Here is a 21,900-nt window from a genome sequence, read left to right as displayed (position 1 = left end):
AATAAGCAGGTTTTGGGCCAAATGCCAAACGTGGCGGCGAGCGGTTTTTAAAGGGGCTGTTTAGCTATGTTTGTAGGAAGGATTCTTGGGGTGATGTTGATTCGGGGGAGGAGGCAAACGTGTCACCTGGGGAAACAGATGGGTGGGGGGGATACGGTCGAGTATTGGGGCGATTTTCAAAGGCCAGCAGGGCGGATCCCTTTCATTTGCAGGACGTTTCCTAGAGAATTCCAGTCGCTTGCGCCAGCTAAACTCCGCGACTAGGCTGCGTTCCGTCACTGCCTATTCAGTGATCGGGTTTAGTCGCCCGGATTCGATTGGCGCATAAGCAATTCATGAGTCAGGCACCCCTTCGCCTGCATCTTATGGTGGCTGTGCGCAGGGCACCTCCGGGTGCGCCGGGTTCCCAATCGACCGGTCGACTAACCTGCGTACAGCTGCCGCCTTTCGTTTAGTCGCGGATCTTGGCAGCTCCAAATTATCGATTGGAGTTTTGCTATGGATAACGTTGTATCGGATTCGCCGTCATCGGCCGCGACTCAGCCATTTACTGTCAATGAAGAGCTGAGCTTTGAAGATGCCTGGCTGCGTGTGGCCGAGTTGCTGCAGTGCGCGGTGGCTACCTCGCAGGCACTGGGTGAACCGCTGGGCGCGCCGCATCGGGCGGTGATGCATTTGGTTGAGATGGCGAAGATGGTGGCGGATCGGGCTGTGGAGTGTTTGCAGCCGAAGTAAGAAAACGTCGCCTGTTCAGTCTTCACCGTGCAGGCGATTCAATACTCAATGTCCTTCACTACGGCTCAGGTGTACGTCTTGAAGTCGTTGCTGTCGCGAATCAGTAGCTGCATCAGCTTTGGATGAATGAAGAGCTTTTCCTTGCCAACCTGAACCTCCTGTAGAACGCCAATGGAGACCAACTCTTTGAGGTAGCGGGAGGCGGCCTGGCGTTGAGCGATCTGCTTATCCACGACGTTGCTAATGCGGCAGTAGGGTTGCTCGAAAATCACATCCACTAATTCGCGGGTATAGGTTTTCGGCAGACGTTCACGAACAAACTGGCTGGTGTGTTCGGATAGGCCGCGAATAGCGGCAATTTTGGCGCTGGTCCAACGGGCGGTTTCCTCTACGGCGGTGAGCATGTAGAGCAGCCAGGGCTCCCAGGCTTGCTCGCGGGTCACATCAAGCAGCAGTCGGTAGTAATCGGCTCTATGCGCAATGATGAAATGGCTGAGGTAGAGAATCGGCAGATTCAGCAGACCTTCCTGAATCAGGTACAGGGTATTGAGTACCCGGCCGGTACGGCCATTGCCGTCGGTGAACGGGTGAATGGCCTCGAATTGATAGTGCCCCACGGCCATTCGTACCAAAGGATCGAGGTCTGTCTCGTTGTGTAAAAAACGTTCCCAATTGGCTAGCAAGTCGCGTAAGCGATCTTCGCCCTCTGGTGGCGTGTAGATGATCTCGCCGGTGCGGTCATTGGCTAGCTGGACGCCTGGTACACGGCGAATGTCCATGTTCACGCCCTTGAGCGTGCGACAGATTTCTACTGCCGTGCCTGTGGAGAGTGGGCGCTCAGCCAACGATTGGTAACCGTTATGAAGAGCCTTGCGGTACCGCAGGGCTTCTTTGGTCGCGGGGTCCGCGTGATTTGCTCCATCCTGGGCATGCTGGAAGAGCAGGTCCGTGGTGGTGACGATACTTTCAATCTCGGAGCTGTCCTTGGCTTCCAGCAAGGGGATGGTATTGATCAGCATCGTTTGGTTAGGGATCAGCTCGGCAGCTTGTTTCAATTCGGCCAAGGCTGCGCGGGCCTCAATGCAGCGTTTGAGTACTGCCCGGGTTTCCAGCTGTGCTGACGGCGGTAGTGGCGGAAGCTGGTTGTAAGGCTTATCGGCTTGCCATGGGAAATGAGGTGTTGTCATGGATGAGAGTGTGTCCACGAGGTTCATTTATAGGCGAGGTCGCTTTCATAAGCGCTCTCTCATGGCGTCAGTGTAAGCATGTGGGTGTCATGTGTCGCTATTTTATGATTTTTGCGACATGTCTTGTTCTTGTGTCGCTGGCGGCGACACTTTAGCTATGAGTCAACGAGCTAGGCGGCTATTAATTGAGGCGCGCGCTTTAGAATAGAGTTTTTGCGGAGTAAGGGTGATAGTCGCAGCGTGCCTACTTGCCCCAGCAGGTACCAATGCGTTTTTGAGGTTAAAAGGGCATTAAAAAGCCGGCTTGTGGCCGGCTTCTCGGGGACTGCCTCAGCTTGTTTTTGACAAACCTCACCAGCCTTCAAATCGCTCAGCCAACATCAAGTCTGACTGAATAGTAGGGGCATCAGCGGGAACTCCTCCGCATCGCCAAGCAGGGTGGATAGCGCAAAGCCACCCCCTGCCAAATGTGGGCGGCATGATACCCACATTCATTTCAAATGCCTACCTCCGGGTCCGATTTAGAGCCTTCCCAGCCCAGCAGGTGTTCGTCCAGTGGCACCGGTCGGCGGTTGTTGAGGGTGGACCACCAGAACACCCAGCCGACGATCTCGAAGTTCTGTTCGAAGCGTTGTTCGTGGGTGAGGTATTCGTCGGGGTGTTCGCTGGCGTTGTGGCTGCGCATGCGCAGGCCGCCGCCGGGGCGGTTGTAGAGGTATTTGATGCGCAGCATGCCGTCGTGTTCGACGGCGTAGATTTCGCCGTCGGTGATTTGCGTGCGGCCGCGGTCGATGGCGAGGGTGGCGCCTTGTTGGATGATGTCGATCATGCTGTTGTCGACCATGTAGGCGCCTACCGCGCGGTCGGGGTTTACGTTGAGGGTTTCGAGGGTGTGCAGGGAGACGCGGATGCGTTCGCTGGAGGTGAAGGTGGGGTGGAGAGGAATCTCCACGTCGATTTTTTCCGGGAGGCAGGCGGGGCCTGTGAGGTATTTGCCGCTGTCTTCGCGGGTGCGCAATCCTTTGGCGGTGTCCGGGCCTTCCAGCAGGAAGTTGGCCGGTGGGTGTTTGAGGCCTTCGCCGGTGCGTAGCCAACGGCTGGAGACGCAGAGCAGTTCTGCGATCTCGTTGAGTCGGGCCATGGGCACGCCGCGTTTGAACCAGTTGTTCACGTGTTGAGGCGTGACACCGCGGTTCTTGGCGAAGTCGGAGGCGGAAAGATGAACTTCCCGCAGTAGTGCTTTTAGTCGATCACCTGATGTATTCATAAACGCAGAGTTTACTGGCCGAAAAAATACATCAAATAAACTATGCGTTGAATTGCGCGTGTAGGGATTTGCTTAGTTGTAGTCCGATATTTCAGAGTTCTAACTTGGTTAAACGCTGCGCATTAAACATTGAACTTTGAGTTTAAATTTTTCCCACAAAAAAAGCCCCGAATCGTCGGGGCTTTTTTGATTGCCAGGGCAATGAGGAGCGGGTATCAGCCTTTGTAGGCAGCGACCGACTTCATGATCTCGGCGCGGGCGGCGTCTGCGTTGCCCCAACCGTCGATCTTCACCCATTTGCCTTTTTCGAGGTCTTTGTAGTTCTCGAAGAAGTGCTTGATCTGTTCCAGCAGCAGTGGCGGCAGGTCAGTGTATTCCTTCACGTCCACGTACAGCTGGGACAGCTTGTCGTGGGGTACCGCGATAACTTTGGCATCGCCGCCGCCGTCGTCGGTCATGTTCAGGATGCCGACTGGGCGTGCGCGGATCACCGAGCCTGGGGTTACCGGGTAAGGGGTTACCACCAGCACGTCGAGGGGGTCACCGTCGTCAGCCAGGGTGTTCGGGATGAAACCGTAGTTGGCCGGGTAGAACATCGGGGTGGCCATGAAACGGTCAACGAACAGACAGTCGCTGTCTTTGTCGATTTCGTATTTGATCGGCGCGTGGTTGGCCGGAATTTCGATGGCGACGTAGATGTCGTTCGGCAGGTCTTTGCCAGCCGGAATCTTGCTGTAGCTCATTGGGCGTTGCCCCCGTAGTTGGCCATGGAACATGGCCGGATTGGCCTAAAAGTGGCGGCGATTATAGGCATATTCTGACGCCGACGCTATGCGTCAGACGTCGTGTGGCGCGTGGCGTTCAGTCTGATAGCGGGTGTCGCTGGCTTGCACCTGGGTCAGGCGGGCCAACGGGTCCTGGCGATAGAAGCGACTCAGTTGCGCGTACACCTGGGGATAAGTGCTGACCAGTAAATCCGGGGCGCTGAAAAAATATTCGCTGGTGACCGCAAAGAACTCTGCCGGGTTTTCGGCGGCGTAGGGGTCTATCTCGGTGTCGGCGTGCGGGTTGGCGTCCAGCTGGCGGTTGAGGTCGTCAAAGGCGCTTTGCATCACGCTGGCCCATTCCTGCACGCGCATGTCGTGGTGCAGCGGCGGCAGGCCGTTGGCGTCGCCGTTGAGCATGTCGAGCTTGTGCGCCAGTTCGTGGATCACCAGGTTGTAGCCTTCCCACTGGCCGCTGGCCAATACGCCGGGCCAGGCGAGGATCACCGGGCCTTGTTGCCAGGCTTCGCCGCTGTGTTCGCCGTCCCACTCATGCTCGACGCCGCTGGCATCGCGATGGCGCTGGGGGCTGAGGAAATCGTCGGGGTACAGCACGATTTCGTGGAAACCCTGGTACCAATCGAGGTCGCCGAGGTTCATCAGCGGTAATTGCGCCTGGGCGGCGAGCAGCAGGCGTTGTTCCTGGTGCAGGTCGACGCCGGGCAGGGCGGTGAGGTGTTTTTCGGCGAGGAACACCACGCAGGCTTCGCGTAACCACTGGTCTTGCTCGGCGCTGATGCCGTCGAGGAAGGTCAGGTGGTGCCGCACCCGTTGCCAGGTGTCATCGGCAATCGGGTGCTTGGCCAGCAGGCGCCGGCGACGCCAGGCGCTGAGGGACCACATCGCGGGTTACTGCGGTTTGGCTTCGGAAGACGTGCGGCCAAAGCGGCTGCGGACCACACCGATGATCATCGGCACCAGCGACAGCAGGATGATGAACACCACCAGCAGCGAGAGGTTTTTCTTGATAAACGGCACGTTGCCGAAGAAGTAACCCAGGGTCACCAGGCCACCGACCCAGATGATGGTGCCGAACACGCTGAAGCCGAAGAAGCGCGGGTAGGGCATTTTGGCGATACCGGCGACGAACGGCGCAAAGGTGCGCAGGATCGGCAGGAAGCGCGCCAGGGTCACGGTTTTGCCGCCGTGCTTGTCGTAGAAGTCGTGGGTTTTTTGCAGGTAGTCGCGGCGGAAGATTTTCGAGTTCGGGTTGCTGAACAAGCGTTCCCCGGCCGTTCGTCCGATCACGTAGTTGGTACTGTCGCCGAGGATAGCTGCGAGCATTAACAGGCCGCCCAGCAGTACCGGGTCCATGCCGCCGCCTGCGGCGATGGCGCCGGCAATAAACAGCAATGAGTCACCGGGCAGGAAAGGCATGACCACCAAACCGGTTTCGCAAAAGATAACCAGGAACAGAATGGCGTAGATCCACACTCCGTAGTTTCTTACCAGCATGTCGAGGTACACGTCGAGATGCAGGATAAGGTCGAGCGGGTTGAAATCCATGGGTGGCACCTGTGTGAATGGCCCGGCTCAGCAGGCCTGTGCGGAAGCTACGGGTAAGTTAGGCTACAAGCTTATGTCGCGATTCTTACAGCTCTGAGAGGTCCGCATTATACGGATTGAGAGGTGAAAAGCGTGTTGGTTTTGTAGCGGGGAGTGTCGCTGGTAGCAAGGCTTTACACCGATCTAAATGTTGCTCAGATGTAAATGTGGGAGCGGGCTTGTTCGCGAAAGCGGTGGGTCAGTCGAATCTTTATTAACTGATACACCGCTTTCGCGAGCAAGCCCGCTCCCACAGGGGGATCTATGGTGGTTGGGCTAACAGCGTCAGTCCTCACTGATCGGCAACACGTAGTTCTTGAACTCCGTGTCTTCCCGAAATCCGATCGACTCGTACGTCTTCTGCGCCACGTCATTGTTGCTGCTGGTCGACACCCGCAGCCGCACCGCGTGAGTTTCCTTGGCCATTTTCTTCGCCGTGCGCATCAGGTTATCCGCCACCAACTGCCGGCGGGCGTCTTCAGCCACGTAGATGTCGTTGAGGATCCATACCCGTTTCAGCGACAGCGACGAAAAGCTCGGGTACAGCTGGCAAAACCCAAGCAGCCTCTTGTCGTCGTCATCGGCCAGGGCCAGGTAGATCACCGACTCCTTTCGGCGCAGGCGCTTTTCCAGAAAGGCTCGCGACGAGTCCGGGAAGGGCAAAGCCCCGTAGAACTCGCGGTATTTGACGAACAGAGGCGTCAACAGGTCCAGGTGTTCCAGGGTCGCTTGAGTAATCCGCATGCCAGGCCTCAACTTCCAAAGGGGTATGACCACACACGCGGCCGTGACTGGATGCTGCCTAATGGTGAAAAAAAGTGCAATCGCGCTGCTATTGGTCATCCGGTGGGCTGAGTAGGAAATTGCCTTTCATCAGGTCGGGATCATCGGATTCGAGGGTCATCACCTGCGCCTCGTCCTTGAGATTGACCCCCGACAGCTGCCGACGGCACGCCTCTTTCATCAAGTACAGCAAGCGATGCGCGGCCATGCCGTAGCTCAACCCCTCAAGCCGTACGTTGGAGATGCAGTTGCGATAGGCGTCGGTCAGGCCGACCTTGGGGTTATACGTGAAATACAGGCCCAGGCTGTCCGGCGAACTGAGCCCCGGGCGTTCACCAATCAAAATCACCACCATCTTGGCGCCGAGTAACTGGGCGACTTCATCGGCGACTGCAACACGGCCTTGTTCCACCAGGATCACGGGCGACAAGGACCAGCCTTCGGCGTGGGTCTGTTCTTCCATGCGCGTAAGAAACGGCAACGTATGTTTATGCACGGCCAGCGCCGACAGACCATCGGCCACCACGATGGCCAGGTCTACGCCGCCAGGGTTGGCCGCCGCGTAGTCGCGCAGGCGTTGCGCCGACTCATCACTCAAGCGCCGCCCCAGGTCCGGGCGTTGCAGGTACATATGGCGGTCAACCGCAGCGCTGTGCAGCAACAGGCTGTCGCGCCCACGCTCGGCCATCTGGCTGCTCAGGCCCGCGGCGTCGAAGGGCAGGTGCACTGCGTCGCGCGCCTGGGCGTGGGCGAACTGGAAGTCCAGCTGCGCGCCGGTGGGGATGCTGGTGCCGGTGCGGCCCAGGGCAATGCGCGCCGGGGTCAGGCGGCGCAGTTCCAGCCACGGATTATCAGGCAGTTCTACTTGCACGGGCGGCTCCTTCATCCCAATTGCTTCAAGGCGTGGCGAAACGCCGGTGGCAGGCTGTTGCCGAAGTGCACTTTGCCGTCGGCTTGCGTGAAGATGCCCATTTTCGCCAGCCACTGTTCAAACTCCGGCGCCGGCTTTAAGCCCAGTGTCTGGCGGGCGTACAGGGCGTCGTGGAACGAGGTGGTCTGGTAGTTGAGCATGATGTCGTCGGAGCCGGGGATGCCCATGATGAAGTTGATCCCGGCCACGCCCAGCAGGGTCAGCAGGGTGTCCATGTCGTCCTGGTCGGCTTCGGCGTGGTTGGTGTAGCAGATGTCGCACCCCATCGGCACGCCGAGCAGCTTGCCGCAGAAGTGGTCTTCGAGGCCGGCGCGGATAATCTGCTTGCCGTTGTACAGGTACTCGGGGCCGATAAACCCGACGACGGTGTTCACCAGGAACGGTTTGAAATGCCGCGCCACGGCGTAGGCACGGGTTTCGCAGGTTTGCTGGTCAACGCCAAAGTGCGCGTTGGCCGACAAGGCGCTGCCCTGGCCAGTTTCGAAATACATCAGGTTCTGACCCAAGGTGCCGCGATTCAGGCTCAAGCCCGCCTCGTAACCTTCCTGCAGCACGCTGAGGCTGATGCCGAAACTGGCGTTGGCGGCCTCGGTGCCGGCAATCGACTGAAACACCAGGTCCAGCGGCACGCCACGGTTGATGGCCTCGATGGAGGTGGTGACGTGGGTCAGCACGCAGGCCTGGGTCGGGATTTCGTAGCGCTGGATGATCGCGTCGAGCATCTCCAGCATCGCGCAGATCGAGGCGATGCTGTCGGTGGCCGGGTTGATGCCGATCATGGCGTCGCCGTTGCCGTAGAGCAGGCCGTCGAGAATGCTTGCGGCGATGCCGGCTGGTTCGTCCGTAGGATGGTTGGGCTGCAGGCGCGTCGACAGGCGCCCGCGCAGGCCCATGGTGCCGCGAAATTGGGTGACCACGCGGATCTTCTGCGCGACCAATACCAGGTCCTGCACGCGCATGATCTTGGAGACGGCGGCGGCCATTTCCGGGGTCAGCCCCGGCGCCAGGGCGCGTAGGCTGTGTTCGTCGGCCGCGTCACTGAGCAGCCAGTCACGCAGGCCGCCGACGGTCAGGTGGCTGACCACGCTAAACGCCGGTTTATCGTGGGTGTCGATGATCAGTCGCGTGACTTCGTCGCTTTCGTAGGGGATCAGCGCTTCTTCCAGGAAGTGTTTCAACGGAATGTTCGCCAACGCCATCTGCGCGGCCACGCGCTCGCCGTCGTTCTGCGCGGCCACACCGGCGAGGAAGTCTCCGGAACGCGCTGGGCTGGCCTTGGCCATCACGTCCTTGAGGCTGTCGAAGCGGTAGGTTTGAGTACCCACCGCGTGGGAAAAGCTTGCCATACAGTGTCTCCTTGGCGACGCGGGCAGGCTGAGAGTAAAGCGCCCGCGTCGAGGTTTACGGCAGTTAGTGCAAGGCGGCCTCTGCGGCCTGGATCGCCGCGAATTCCTCCTCCGGCGTACCCGCTACCAAGTGATGCCGGCTGTAGAAAGCAAAGTAAGCAATTAATACTCCATAGATGATCGCCGCGCCAATCACCACCCGTGGATCCACCAGAAAGCCCGCTACGACGGCCACGCAGGCGAGCACCAGCGCAACGCCGGAGGTGAAAATGCCGCCCGGTGTGCGGTACGGACGGTCCATTTTGGGGCGACGGATGCGCAAGGTGATGTGCGCGGCCATCATCAGCACGTAGGAAATGGTCGCGCCAAACACGGCCACCAGGATCAGCAAGTCACCCTGGCCGGTCAGCGACAGGCCGAAACCGATGATGCCGGGGATCACCAACGCGAGCACTGGCGCCTTGCTTTTATTGGTCTGGGACAGTTTGCGCGGCAGGTAGCCGGCGCGGGACAAGGCGAAGATCTGCCGCGAATAGGCGTAGATAATCGAGAAAAAGCTCGCGATCAACCCCGCCAGGCCGACCAGATTGACGAAGCCGCCCATCCAGGTTGAACCGCCGTAGGAGAGTGCCAGTGCTTCCACCAGCGGGTTGCCGGATTTGATCAGCGCGTAAGTGCCGGCGCCGCCCGGTGCGATCACCAGAATCAGCAGGGCAAAACTGGTCAGCACCACAATGGCGCCAATCAGGCCGCGAGGCAGGTCGCGTTTAGGGTTTTTGGTTTCTTCAGCGGCCAGTGGTACGCCTTCAACGGCCAGGAAAAACCAGATTGCATAGGGAATTGCCGCCCATACGCCGACGTAGCCGAACGGCAGGAACGTGCTGGCGCCTTTGGCTTCCGTGACCGGGATGTCCAGCAAGTTGGCGACGTTGAAGTGCGGCACCATCGACACCAGGAATACACCCAGGGCAATCGCCGCGACAGCCGTAATCACAAACATCAGCTTCAAGGCTTCACCCACGCCAAAGATGTGGATGCCAATAAAGATGATGTAGAACGCCAGGTAAATCATCCAGCCGCCAATGCCGAACAGCGACTCGCAATAAGCGCCGATAAACACCGCGATGGCAGCGGGGGCGATGGCGTATTCGATCAGGATGGCGGTGCCCGTGAGGAACCCGCCCCACGGGCCGAATGCGCTGCGGGCAAAACCGTAGCCGCCGCCGGCGGTGGGGATCATCGAAGACAGTTCAGCCAGAGAAAAACACATGCACAGGTACATGGTGGCCATCAGTAAGGTGGCAAGGAACATGCCGCCCCAACCACCCTGGGCCAGGCCGAAGTTCCAGCCGGCATAGTCGCCGGAGATTACATAGGCAACGCCGAGGCCGACTAACAGCACCCAGCCGGCGGCACCTTTTTTTAATTCGCGTTGTTGGAAGTAGTCGCTGCCGACTTTTTCGAAGTCGACGGAAGAGCCAGTAGGTTCGCTAGGCATGGGAAAGTACCGTCCGTTCTTATTGTTTTAGCTCGGCCTCTGGGTGCCGAATGCGAGTTGCAAGTACTTGCGAAGATCTAATGTGGGGGCTGGCTTGCCTGCGATAGCATCACCGCGCTGTGCCTGACACACCGAGGTGCCTGCATCGCAGGCAAGCCAGCTCCCACACTTGATTGCATTTCAAATGGGGGAGCGGGTGTTAGTTAGAAAAAGCCCAGCGGATTAATGTCGTAGCTCACCAGCAAGTTTTTGGTCTGCTGGTAGTGGTCCAACATCATCTTGTGTGTCTCACGGCCCACGCCGGACTTCTTGTAACCGCCGAACGCGGCGTGCGCCGGGTACAGGTGGTAGCAGTTGGTCCACACGCGGCCCGCCTTGATCGCACGGCCCATGCGGTAGGCGCGGTTGATGTCGCGGGTCCACACGCCGGCGCCGAGGCCGAACTCGGTGTCGTTGGCAATCGCCAGGGCTTCGGCTTCGTCCTTGAAGGTGGTGATGCTCACCACCGGGCCAAAGATTTCTTCCTGGAACACGCGCATTTCGTTGGTGCCCTTGAGCAGGGTCGGCTGGATGTAATAACCACCGGCCATGTCGCCGCTGAGCTGCTCGACCTTGCCGCCCGTCAGCAGTTGTGCGCCTTCGCCTTTGGCGATTTCCAGGTAGGACAGGATCTTGTCGAACTGCTGCTCGGACGCCTGGGCGCCGACCATGGTGTCGGTGTCCAGCGGGTCGCCGCGTTTGATCTGCTCGACCTTCTTCATCACCACTTTCATGAAGTCGTCGTAGATCGACTCTTCTACCAGCGCGCGGGAAGGGCAGGTGCACACTTCGCCCTGGTTGAAGAATGCCAGCACCAGGCCTTCGGCGGCCTTTTCGATGAACGACGGTTCAGCCTTCATGATGTCGGCGAAGAAGATGTTCGGCGACTTGCCGCCCAGTTCGACGGTGGACGGAATAATGTTCTCGGCCGCCGCGTGCATGATGTGCGAGCCCACAGGCGTGGAGCCGGTGAAGGCGATCTTGGCGATGCGTTTGCTGGTGGCCAGGGCTTCGCCGGCTTCTTTGCCGAAACCGTGCACCACGTTCAGCACGCCTGGCGGCAGCAGGTCGCCGATCAACTCCATCAGCACGCTGATGCCCAGCGGGGTTTGTTCAGCGGGTTTGAGCACCACGCAGTTACCGGCGGCCAGGGCCGGCGCCAGTTTCCACGCGGCCATCAGCAGTGGGAAGTTCCACGGGATGATCTGGCCGACCACGCCCAGCGGTTCGTGGAAGTGGTATGACGCGGTCAGTTCGTTGATCTCGGCGCTGGTGCCTTCCTGGGCGCGGATGCAACCGGCGAAGTAGCGGAAGTGGTCAGCGGCCAGCGGGATGTCGGCGTTGAGGGTTTCCCGCACAGCCTTGCCGTTGTCCCAGGTTTCGGTGATGGCCAGCAGTTCGAGGTTCTGTTCGATGCGGTCGGCAATTTTCAGCAGCACCAGCGAACGGTCCTGAGCCGAGGTCTTGCCCCAGGCATCTGCGGCGGCATGGGCGGCGTCGAGGGCTTTGTCGATGTCTTTGGCAGTGGAGCGCGGGAATTCGGCGATGGGCTTGCCGTTGACCGGCGAGGTGTTGGAGAAGTAGTTGCCATCCACCGGCGCAACGAATTCGCCGCCGATGTAGTTACCGTACTTGGCCTTGAACGAAACGATCGCGCCTTCAGTACCGGGATGTGCATAACGCATGGTGGGTATCTCCTGACTTTTATGTTTATTGGAGTTCAGCGGTGTTGCGCCTGATAAAGCGTAGAGCAAAGGTTGGGCCACTGCGTTGCAGGCCAGGTAAATCAAGGGCTTGGGGTTTGTTGCAAGGCGTTGCTGTGACAGGCGTGGTACAGGTGGGGTGACAGTTTGTGCCATAAACGGTACAGCCTCTGACCGGTGGGTCTGCCCGGGATTGCAATGGCCGGATGGCTGGGGGATGCTGGCTGCTCTCCCGCAGAGAGAATAATAAGAACATGCACAACGATCATTTCAGTCGCCATGCCCAGCAAGTCCTGACCGTCACCCGTGGGCAAGACCTTGCCCAAGGCCCCGGCAGCGACCCGTCCATCGCCCGCTCCTGGCTGCGCTGCCTGGAGGATTACCACCTCGACCCCGCGTTGAGCATCGCCCCCACCGTGCTTGAGCATGGCCGCCTGCTGGAAAGCCGCGAACGCCTGCAACAGGTGCTGAGCATCGCCGGCAGTGAGATGAACAGCCTGCATCAACAGCTCTCCGGCGCAGGCCATGCGGTGCTGCTCACCGATGCGCGCGGAGTGATCCTCAACTGTGTCACCGCGCCGTCCGAGCGCAAGATTTTCGAGCGCGCCGGGCTGTGGCTGGGGGCGGACTGGAGCGAGGCGTGCGAAGGCACCAATGGCATCGGCACCTGCCTGGTGGAGCGCCAGTCCCTGACGATTCACCGCGATGAGCACTTTCGCGGCCGCCATACGGGGCTGACCTGTTCGGCGAGCCCGGTGTTCGATCCCCAGGGTGAGTTGCTGGCGGTGCTGGACGTGTCGTCGGCGCGCGAGGCGGTGTCGCGTCAGAGCCAGTTTCACACCATGGCACTGGTGAACTTGTCGGCGAAGATGATCGAGAGCTGTTACTTCCTGCGCCATTTTGAGAACCACTGGCTGCTGCGCTTTCACTTGCAGGCAGAATCGGTGGGGTTGTTCAGCGAAGGACTGCTGGCGTTCGACGGTGAAGGGCGTATCTGTGCGGTCAACCAGAGCGCGCTGAACCTGCTGGGGCAAGCGCGTGGCGGTTTGCTGGGGCAGCCGGTGGAGGCGTTTTTTGAATGCACCCTCGACCAGTTGCTCGGCCGCGCCAGCGCCAACGCTACCGCCAGCTGGCCGCTGCGAACGCGAGATGGCCGGTCTTTGTTCGCCGTATTGCGCGGGCAGGCGCGCCGCGCGCCGCCGCTCATGGCCAAGCCCGAAGCGCCACGCCTGCCGGGCATCTGCCTGGGCGACCCTGCGTTGCAGAGTGATTTTAACAAGGCGCTGAGGGTGTTCGAGCGTGACGTGCCGCTGCTGATCAACGGCGAAACCGGCTGCGGTAAAGAGGCGTTCGCCAAGGCCGTGCATCAGGCCAGTTCGCGTGCCAATAACGCCTTCGTCGCTCTCAACTGTGCCGCCATCCCGGAAAACCTGATTGAAAGCGAGTTGTTCGGTTACCGCGGCGGCAGCTTTACCGGCGCGTTGAAAGAAGGCATGCGTGGCAAATTGCAGCAAGCCGACGGCGGCACGCTGTTTCTCGATGAGATTGGCGACATGCCTTTCGCGTTGCAAACCCGTCTTTTAAGGGTACTGGAAGATCGCGTGGTGGTGCCCATCGGCGGTGCGCCGCAGGCGGTAGACGTCAGAATCATCAGCGCCACCCATCGTGACCTGTTAGCACGTGTTGCGAACGGTAGCTTCCGCGAAGATCTTTACTATCGTCTCAACGGTCTTGAAATAGCCGTGCCGCCCCTGCGTGAGCGGAGTGATAAAGCGCAATTACTGGCGTTTTTGCTGGCGGAAGAGGCAGCAGGACAGGTTGTGTTGCTTGATGAGAAGGCGCGCCATGCGTTGCTCGACTACGCCTGGCCGGGCAACGTTCGGCAATTGCGCAACGTACTTCGCACCTTGGCGGCCTTGTGCGAGAACGGGCGAATCAGGTTAGACGATTTGCCGCCCCTCATTCGCCAGGCGCGAGCGGCGATGGTTGTCGAGCCCCGGCAGGGGGGCGCTCTGGACGATGCAGAGCGCGTAGTGTTGCTCAACGCACTGAAGCAGCAACATTGGCACATGTCCCACGCAGCAGAAAGTTTGGGAGTGAGCCGGAATACGCTTTACCGCAAGTTACGCAAGCATGGAATCGAACGGTGTCCACAAGTGTGATCTGCACGTTGTTAGCGCAGCACGTATGAAGCGTGATTATTAGGCGCTGATAAGGGCACTATTTAGAGCTGAAATATCTGGATAAATTTTCCCGAATTTTTTTTGTATGATTTGTAAGACATTGCACCACTCAGCGTACGAAGAGTTATTCATTTGAATCGTACGCGGGTGTGGAAATGACAAATTTTCAAGACGTTAGAGTAACGCCTACCTTATCAGGCAGCGTGGTTGGCGAACCTCCTGCGGCGGCCATCAATAGTGCAGTCGTTCACAGCAACACACACGCGCAAATGCCTGACACTCCCGAAACGCGTGCAATGGCTGACGCTCAGTTGGCGAAGCCCTATGCGATCGCATTAGCGACGCGCTCCTATCACACCTCAATAGGGCCGCCTGACGTTCAAGTTACCCCTGAGTCCACACTCGGGCGTTGGCGCACCCTATTGGACAGTGCTTTCAAAAGCCCTGGATTTTTATCGTGGGCGAAAGTACAGGGGCTTGATACCAGGAGCCTCAAACTGGATCCCTTCCTCGGGGAGTTGACCGGCATTGTAAATGGCAAGATGCAAACGTTTTCCCTAAAAGATGATTCGGGCTGGGCAGATGTTTCTCGTGTGCTGTTGTCGATTGCCAGAGGCATCGCTCCAATGCCCGGGCAGGCGTTCAATTACCCCTGGCCGGACGGTAAGGTGCCGTTTTACACGGTGGGGCGATTTTACGGAGAGCCTATCGACCTCTCCCCTTCGCAAGCTGCCTCGCACATTAAGAAATTGAAAGAAGGCGCCGCGTTTGAGTTTGCACCTGTGGGGCATGCGGCGCAGCGATCGGTAGAAGCATTAGCGGAGCAGGGCAAGGCGCAGGGTGATGACGCTAACCGTCATGCACTTATCGCTGCACTGAGGTCCCAGGTAGACGATGCTGAAGGGAAGATCGATCTGAATAACGTTATGGTCCCGATTGACCGACGTTCAAGTTTATTTCTTACCGAACAGCGCCGGGAGATAAGTGTTGCACAACTGCTCGAAAGGCAAGGGCATAAACTACCCGTCGACAGCACGCAGGCGCATGGCCTGGCTAACGCACTGACCTTTGACCTTGCGCATAGGGTGCCTGGGGTTGACGCTGGGGGCGTCAGGCATATTGGTGGGCTGCTGAACAGAACTGAACTACGCAAGATGAAAGCGGTGGTGGATCAGTGGAAGTTGAAGCATGCAAGCCAGGCACCTGATCCGCAGACAGGGGGTGGGGCAGGCAGTTTGTTACGCGGCCTGATCAGCACACTTACGACGTCTACAAAGAAGGTGATTGCGGACAACCCTTCATTTGCTTTTGACCAACTCATCCGGTCGCCCGAGGCGCAGGCGTTGGGCAAAACCATACAAGGTAGAATCAAATTAGCAGCGTCGCCGACCGGTGCAACTGAGGCCTTGACTGCGGCGCTTGTGCAAGAGCTTGACCCTAATCCAGGAAAGTCACGTTTCAACGTGGCGGGTTATAACCTCTATAAAAGCGAAAATGTAGGTGCCACCGCTGCTGAAATCGTCAAGCGTTTTACCGCTTACCTTGAAACTAAGGTGGGTGTTGAAGCGGCGCCTCTTGCTGCGCAACTATTACTGTCAGCCGTCGCCCCTGAACTGCTGGTAAAAAACATTCCACCTGAACTTGTTTATGGGACTCATACGTGGGTGGATTTTTCGATAGCCGTTGCACTGGTAGAGCAAGAAGCGCCTGGCGCATCGGGGAACATGACGCTCAGTCAAGTCATGAACTATGCGGAAGCGCAACTTAGTATTCTTGACGGTGGGGATGAGTTAGCTGCCGCATCAACCGATGCGCTTATTGCGTGGGGCCTCGCTAATAAGGTGATTAAAAACAAACCCCAGGGTCACTATACGTTCGAAGACGTTGAGCAATCATTAACGGTGTTAAAAAAGCAGAAAAAGGAATTGGCGTGGGCACGCGCTGAGCTGATGAAGCCAGCGCCCACTCGGGAGGCGTTGGCGCTGGCTGAGTTCCAGCGGGTGTTCCCGGGGGTTGACCCGACGAAGATAACATTACGAAGTAAAATGGATGACAAGTATCGTGTCTCGCCACTTGATGTCTTCATGACGAAGCCTCTTAATCTGGACTGGTGGGAGCCGATAAATAAAGAGAAACTACCTTGGGAAACGATTAAGTCTCGCTTTTCCGAGCTTGGTCCAGACATCAATAAAACATTTTCTGAAGCGTTTGAAGACTATACAAAGACTCAAGCGGCGGCCTGGGCTATCCAGTTCAAGTACCAGGTTTCTCTGCTGCCTATAGCCGTACAAGAGCGTATAAACCAAGCGGATGTCACGTTCATGGGCGTGTCTCGCCCTTTTTTGGGTACAGAAGAAACGAACAACCACCGACTGTACCCCGGGCGCCGACCACGAACGCCGACCCCTAATGAACTCAAAGAGTTGGAAGGGCGGCAAGGTGTACTTATGAAAGTGCAGGGAGCTGATGGCAAGGTCGAGTACTATAGTTACTACCCAGGCCTGGGAAAAATCGTTAAGGAAAAGGGTAATCCGGGAGAACAGTCAAATTTTGACGACAGCAAGTATTTCGCCCCGAAGTACAGAGCCCGCGTACGCGGCACATATGATGTTTTTACGAAATTTGATGCCACCAATCAGGACCGTGATTTGCCTGAGGTAACCGGTGAAGGACGAGTTCCTTATTTTTCTCGACGAAACGGTTCGCTGGCTACCGTGGTGGGTAAGTTTTTTACAAAAGATTATGGGTATTTGAAAGCACTGTATGCCGGTCAAACGAGGATTGAAAAAAATACAGCAAGTATTCAAGCTGTCAATAATTTTTTGCTTTCGCTTATTCCTTTTTATGACGGTATTAAAGATGCGATAAAGGGTAATGTTGCGGGCGCAGTGTTTAATATCGGGTTCGATATTTTGGGGTTCTTTCTTCCCGGGGCAAGTGCCGCGAGCAAGGCGATGAAACTGGGCAAGTCAGCAGGTAAAGTACTCAAACGCTCTTTTTTTGCTGGTCTCGGCGCTTCGGCGGGCGTTACCGATGCTATTAACCTGCCGAGGAATATTAAGCGGGGGGTGGTGGCTGTCGGTAAGGATATGACGAAGGTGTACAAACACGCCGATGAGGTGCTTTCTCGACTCAAAGGCAACTATAGGTCTTATGAAGTAACACGGACTTATAAGGACGGTGATATCGTCAAGGGCTTCTATCAAGTGGAATCAGATGGTGTGCGTAGGCCAATCGTCGCTGTCTTAAATAAGGGGGTTTGGTATGCGTACAGTTCCCTCATGAATACACCCTTTGGTCCTCAGTTAGCGCAATTTGGTGTGCTGAACGCACTGATGCCGTCGAATAAAACGTAATGATGTTCAGGCGGGTGGATTGACGAGCGCTCACCGCATTAGTGTGAGTGCTTTATAAGCGATGCGCATCGATGAGCGATTTAGCTGGCTGATGAGTTTCAGGCTGGCTGTTGAAGTGTACCTGCGCGCCTGGAAAGTATTCTCCAAGATTGTTGCGTATTTGTCATAGGGCTAAACTATTTGTTTTGTAGCTTGGAACTGCTTGCGGCCTGTCTGTTACACAGTAAGTGGAAGAAATGGATGGCTTTCTAATGCAAATCAATCATTAGGTAGATCATTATGATGTTTTCAAATGCAGCCGCAAGGCCGGTAGTATTCTCAAAGATTGGGGAGTTTTTCAGTGGTGGATTCACCAGAACCGAAACGCCTAGTTCTATAAAGGTAGGTGAAGCACCTAAGGTAGAAGGCCCGGGAGGGTCCAAGCCGGCAGACGGTAGCAATAACGATTTTGATCAGGGTTTTGTTGATAAAAAGGTGGGCTTCGACGGGCCGGGTCAAGCCACGGGTCATCGCCAGACTGGGAATGCCCCTGATACAGAGGCCCCAGTTACTCCGGAAGTGGCTCAATACAGAGAAGCCAACAGGAAGAAGTGGCAAGCTCAAAAAGATGCTGGCTCCCGGGATAAGCTATTTGCTCAGCCGACGGCAGGTCGAGTAGACGGAAAGGAGGTGGAGCCTTTTTCACAGAGTAAGCTGGAAGAAAGCGCCCAGGCGGTCGTGAATGCTAAAGCTGCGAAGGCGGATCGAGCACTCCCGCTTGAAAGGCGAAATATTGTCAAGGTCGCCGCAATTACGGCAGCGATCACAGTACCCTTAACAGTTGCCGGGACATTTGCCGCCAACGTCCTTCTTGAATTTCTCAAGCCCAAAATCAATCCAGCGCAAAAACCGGCCACAGAGCAACATGTTATGGAGTCGCGGTTGGTTGATGAATCTCAAAGGGGTGTATTCCTATTAGCCAATACGTTGGGTAGCCTTCGTACAGAATATGGTGTCACCCCAAGTATTGAATGGTTGGCAAAGACAAATGAAGAGCGGATGGACTATCTTGATGAAATACTTGACTTCCTCGAAGTAGAATTTGCTAAAGAAGCGGAAAAGCTGAAGATTAAAGTTGAGGCCCCGAAACCCGGTGCGCAGGAAGATGATATCAAGAGCCGGGCTATTGGCATGGAATCCAGAATGGCATACATCACCGAGCTGATGAAAGCTATCACCGCCAAGCAATAGTTAATCCCAGCGTTGTACACGTTGTAGTGGGTTGTTTCGACGGATCCACTGCTTAAGCAGTTGCTCACGTAACAGGGGCAACTGCTGACGCTGTTTTCATACAATAACCTCTGGTCACGCTGTCTCAAGGCGATCAGCCCGCATCACATGCACACCTCGCCTGTACCCATCCTTGGCCCGTACCTGCGCATCCCCGCACGCGTAAGTTTCCTCGCCGTGCAGCAACTGATCGTCGCATCCACCAGCGTGCCGTGACGCCGCAGCAAACCACGATCACCCAGATAGCCATTGGGGTAGGCTGTATGCAGTTGTTAGTTATATTAATCGACATAATTGTCTCGTGGCTTAGTTGTTCTGGGACTTATTGGGTGGTGTGGGCCAATTAATGTTTGAGTGCCGGGGAAGCCGCTCTTCAATGTCAAACACTGTCTGGTTGGCTTTCTGGTCAGTGGGTCTGCGCTCAGGGTAAAGGGAATTAAAATAGCTCGCCAATTTGGACTGTTCGAATGATTCCCTTTGAAGGTTGGCGCTTATCAAGTAAGCCTTAAACTTGGTTGACCTTATAAAAATTTTTCGCAATTCGCGCTGTTGATTCAGGTGCGCTGGAAAAAAATGCTCGGGGTTTCAGAGCAACATCTAAAGAAAGCCGCTCGGCAGAACGGCATCGTTTATAAGCCGCATAAACCCGGCGAACAAATCCCTGCCGATGCAAAAGGGCGCCTTGGCCTGATTGAAAGGAAATTCGAACGCATGGTCGAGTCTTATGAAAACCTGCGCTGGCTGGCTGCGATAAAAGCCAGCCAGCGCGAAACCGGGGCCTCTGCCACCGCGTGAACGAGGCGCCATCGAGCGAGGTGCCTGGCGCATTTCGCTCGCGCTGCAACCGTTTAAAAGGTGCGATTTCCTACTCCCTGCGCTAACCTGCCTCGATGTTTACGAGGTCAACTATGCACATTCATATTCTAGGTATTTGCGGCACATTCATGGGTTCGATGGCGGTTCTGGCCAAAGAGCTGGGCCATCACGTCACGGGTTCCGACGCCAACGTCTACCCGCCCATGAGCACCCAGCTGCAGGCCCAGGGTATTGAACTGACCCAAGGTTACGACCCCGCGCAATTCGACCCGGTGCCGGACCTGGTGGTGATCGGCAACGCCATGTCCCGTGGCAACCCGGCGGTCGAATATGTACTCAACAAAGGTTTGCCGTATGTGTCCGGCCCGCAGTGGCTGGCCGACCATGTGCTGCAAGGCCGTTGGGTACTGGCGGTGGCGGGCACCCATGGCAAGACCACCACCAGCAGCATGCTGGCCTGGGTGTTGGAACACGCGGGCATGAGCCCGGGCTTTTTGATTGGTGGGGTGCCGCAAAACTTCTCGGTGTCGGCGCGCCTGGGCGATACGCCGTTTTTTGTGATTGAGGCCGATGAGTACGACAGCGCCTTCTTCGACAAACGCTCCAAATTCGTCCACTACCGCCCGCGCACCGCGATCCTCAACAACCTCGAGTTCGATCACGCAGACATTTTCCCCGATCTGGCCGCCATCGAGCGCCAGTTTCACCATTTGGTGCGCACCATCCCAAGCGAAGGCCTGGTGATCCACCCGACCACCGAACCGGCCTTGCAGCGCGTGATCGACATGGGCTGCTGGACGCCGGTGCAAACCACCGGTGTGGGTGGGCAATGGCAGGTTAACTTGCTCAGTGAAGACGGCTCGCGTTTTGAAGTGCTGTTCGAAGGTCAGGCCCAAGGCATCGTCGACTGGGGCATGACCGGCCAGCACAATGTCGCCAACGCTTTGGTCACCCTGGCAGCCGCCAGGCATGTGGGCGTGGTGCCTGCCATGGGCATCGCGGCATTGAGCGCGTTCAAGAGCGTGAAGCGCCGCATGGAAAAAGTCGCCGACGTGAATGGGATCACCATCTACGACGACTTTGCCCACCACCCGACGGCCATTGCCACCACGCTGGATGGCCTGCGCAAGCGAGTCGGTGATGCCAATATCATTGCCATTATCGAGCCGCGCTCCAATTCCATGAAGCTCGGCGCGCACCGCGATGGTTTGCCGGAAAGCGTCAACGACGCCGACCAAGTGGTCTGGTACGCCCCGGCCAACCTCGGCTGGGACCTGCCGGCGATTGCGGCGCTGTGCACAGTGCCTTCGATCGTGTGTGACTCCATTGAGTCGATCATCGAACACGTCAAACACCAGGCCAAGCCCGGCACCCATGTGGTGGTCATGAGCAACGGCGGCTTCGGCGGCCTGCACGGCAAGCTGGCCGAGGCGCTCAAATGAGTGGCCCGGAACGCATTACCCTGGCGATGACGGGCGCATCCGGTGCGCCTTATGGCCTGCGCCTGCTGGACTGTCTGGTACGTGAAGATCGCGAAGTGCACTTTCTGATTTCCAAGGCCGCGCAACTGGTACTGGCCACCGAGACGGATGTGCAACTGCCGGCCAAGGTGCAGATGATGCAAGCCTTCCTCACCGAGTACACCGGGGCGGCGGCGGGGCAGATCAAGGTTTACGGCAAAGAGGACTGGATGTCGCCAGTGGCCTCTGGCTCCGGTGCGCCGGCGGCGATGGTGGTGGTGCCGTGCTCCACCGGCACCTTGTCGGCGATTGCCACGGGCGCCTGCAACAACCTGATCGAGCGGGCGGCGGACGTGACCCTGAAGGAGCGCCGCCAGTTGATCCTGGTGCCGCGCGAGGCGCCGTATTCGAGTATCCACCTGGAGCACATGCTCAAGTTGTCGAACATGGGCGTGACCATCTTGCCGGCCTCGCCGGGTTTCTATCACCAGCCGCAAACCATCGATGACCTGGTGGACTTCGTCGTCGCACGGGTCCTCAACCTGCTGAACATTCCCCAGGACATGCTGCCGCGTTGGGGCGAGCACCATTTGAGCAGTGATGAATAAGGCGCTGCTGGTGGTGTTGGCGTTGCAGCTGACGGGCTGCGCCACGGCGCGCACGCTGGATGCGGCGCAACCTGGGGCGCCGGTGGTGTATGCCGGCACGCGGCTGGATTTGTATGTGATCAACGGCGGCTGTTGTGCCAAAGACCGCTTTGGCGCTGAGGCGCCGAGCTATCCGCATGTGGATCTGCCGGCCAGTGCGGTGCTCGATACCTTGTTGTTGCCGTTGTCATTATTGACGGTGTTGGGCGTGGGGTTTAATGCCACCGGCGGGCTTTAACCCCAGACTTATAAGCGACCTGAATCTATTGTGGGAGCGGGCTTGCTCGCGAATGCGGCGTGTCAGTCAGCTT

18 protein-coding genes are annotated in these 21,900 nt (G+C 57.6%); 8 read left to right on the top strand and 10 right to left on the bottom strand.

Going from position 1 to position 21,900, the window contains the following annotated elements:
- The first annotated feature begins 498 nt into the window (after positions 1–498).
- Positions 499–735 (top strand): DUF6124 family protein, encoded by a 237-nt coding sequence (locus tag CPH89_RS06450; RefSeq protein ID WP_053258205.1) that lies wholly within the window; start codon positions 499–501, stop codon positions 733–735.
- Between the two features lie 65 nt (positions 736–800).
- Here the strand turns inward: CPH89_RS06450 and fic are convergent, their stop codons facing one another.
- The 10 genes from fic to exaC form a co-directional block, all read right to left on the bottom strand.
- On the bottom strand, positions 801–1,922 hold the full coding sequence (gene fic / locus CPH89_RS06445; protein WP_053258204.1) for a protein adenylyltransferase Fic: 1,122 nt from the start codon (positions 1,920–1,922) through the stop codon (positions 801–803).
- A gap of 496 nt (positions 1,923–2,418) precedes the next feature.
- The gene (locus tag CPH89_RS06435) at positions 2,419–3,189 is read right to left on the bottom strand and encodes a LexA family transcriptional regulator (RefSeq protein ID WP_053258203.1); all 771 of its coding nucleotides are present in this window, start codon (positions 3,187–3,189) and stop codon (positions 2,419–2,421) included.
- 215 nt (positions 3,190–3,404) lie between these two features.
- A complete protein-coding gene (ppa, locus tag CPH89_RS06430; protein ID WP_003176323.1) occupies positions 3,405–3,932 on the bottom strand; it encodes an inorganic diphosphatase in 528 nt (175 codons plus the stop codon).
- A gap of 93 nt (positions 3,933–4,025) precedes the next feature.
- Complete coding sequence (locus CPH89_RS06425) at positions 4,026–4,856, bottom strand: M90 family metallopeptidase (RefSeq protein WP_053258202.1); 831 nt, start codon at positions 4,854–4,856, stop codon at positions 4,026–4,028.
- 6 nt (positions 4,857–4,862) lie between these two features.
- Positions 4,863–5,519, bottom strand: coding sequence for a DedA family protein (locus tag CPH89_RS06420; protein ID WP_053258201.1), 657 nt, complete (start codon positions 5,517–5,519; stop codon positions 4,863–4,865).
- Positions 5,520–5,843: 324 nt separating this feature from the next.
- Positions 5,844–6,302 (bottom strand): GNAT family N-acetyltransferase, encoded by a 459-nt coding sequence (locus CPH89_RS06415; protein WP_053258200.1) that lies wholly within the window; start codon positions 6,300–6,302, stop codon positions 5,844–5,846.
- A gap of 88 nt (positions 6,303–6,390) precedes the next feature.
- Positions 6,391–7,227, bottom strand: a complete 837-nt coding sequence (gene eutC / locus CPH89_RS06410) for an ethanolamine ammonia-lyase subunit EutC (RefSeq protein WP_053258199.1) — start codon at positions 7,225–7,227, stop codon at positions 6,391–6,393.
- On the bottom strand, positions 7,224–8,618 hold the full coding sequence (locus CPH89_RS06405) for an ethanolamine ammonia-lyase subunit EutB (RefSeq protein ID WP_053258198.1): 1,395 nt from the start codon (positions 8,616–8,618) through the stop codon (positions 7,224–7,226). The genes eutC and CPH89_RS06405 overlap by 4 nt, the downstream gene beginning before the upstream one ends.
- Positions 8,619–8,682: 64 nt before the next feature.
- On the bottom strand, positions 8,683–10,116 hold the full coding sequence (gene eat, locus CPH89_RS06400; protein ID WP_053258197.1) for an ethanolamine permease: 1,434 nt from the start codon (positions 10,114–10,116) through the stop codon (positions 8,683–8,685).
- A gap of 203 nt (positions 10,117–10,319) precedes the next feature.
- Positions 10,320–11,840, bottom strand: coding sequence for an acetaldehyde dehydrogenase ExaC (gene exaC, locus CPH89_RS06395; protein ID WP_053258196.1), 1,521 nt, complete (start codon positions 11,838–11,840; stop codon positions 10,320–10,322).
- 272 nt (positions 11,841–12,112) lie between these two features.
- Between exaC and CPH89_RS06390 the strand changes: the two genes are divergently transcribed.
- From CPH89_RS06390 to CPH89_RS06360, 7 genes are all read left to right on the top strand, one after another.
- On the top strand, positions 12,113–14,020 hold the full coding sequence (locus CPH89_RS06390) for a sigma-54-dependent Fis family transcriptional regulator (protein WP_053258195.1): 1,908 nt from the start codon (positions 12,113–12,115) through the stop codon (positions 14,018–14,020).
- 176 nt (positions 14,021–14,196) lie between these two features.
- On the top strand, positions 14,197–17,397 hold the full coding sequence (locus CPH89_RS06385; RefSeq protein WP_141125146.1) for a hypothetical protein: 3,201 nt from the start codon (positions 14,197–14,199) through the stop codon (positions 17,395–17,397).
- A gap of 279 nt (positions 17,398–17,676) precedes the next feature.
- The gene (locus tag CPH89_RS06380; RefSeq protein ID WP_053258193.1) at positions 17,677–18,627 is read left to right on the top strand and encodes a hypothetical protein; all 951 of its coding nucleotides are present in this window, start codon (positions 17,677–17,679) and stop codon (positions 18,625–18,627) included.
- 588 nt (positions 18,628–19,215) lie between these two features.
- Positions 19,216–19,461, top strand: a complete 246-nt coding sequence (locus tag CPH89_RS06375) for a hypothetical protein (protein ID WP_174599597.1) — start codon at positions 19,216–19,218, stop codon at positions 19,459–19,461.
- Positions 19,462–19,574: 113 nt separating this feature from the next.
- On the top strand, positions 19,575–20,924 hold the full coding sequence (gene mpl, locus CPH89_RS06370; RefSeq protein WP_053258191.1) for a UDP-N-acetylmuramate:L-alanyl-gamma-D-glutamyl-meso-diaminopimelate ligase: 1,350 nt from the start codon (positions 19,575–19,577) through the stop codon (positions 20,922–20,924).
- Positions 20,921–21,550 (top strand): flavin prenyltransferase UbiX, encoded by a 630-nt coding sequence (gene ubiX / locus CPH89_RS06365; protein WP_053258190.1) that lies wholly within the window; start codon positions 20,921–20,923, stop codon positions 21,548–21,550. Before mpl ends, ubiX begins: the two co-directional genes overlap by 4 nt.
- Positions 21,543–21,827 (top strand): YceK/YidQ family lipoprotein, encoded by a 285-nt coding sequence (locus CPH89_RS06360; RefSeq protein WP_053258189.1) that lies wholly within the window; start codon positions 21,543–21,545, stop codon positions 21,825–21,827. Before ubiX ends, CPH89_RS06360 begins: the two co-directional genes overlap by 8 nt.
- Positions 21,828–21,900: the final 73 nt, after the last annotated feature.

The sequence above is a fragment of the Pseudomonas fluorescens genome, from assembly GCF_900215245.1.
Taxonomy (GTDB): Bacteria; Pseudomonadota; Gammaproteobacteria; order Pseudomonadales; family Pseudomonadaceae; genus Aquipseudomonas; species Aquipseudomonas fluorescens.
Note: the sequence above shows the minus strand (reverse complement) of the source record. Positions and strands in the feature narration are given on the sequence as shown.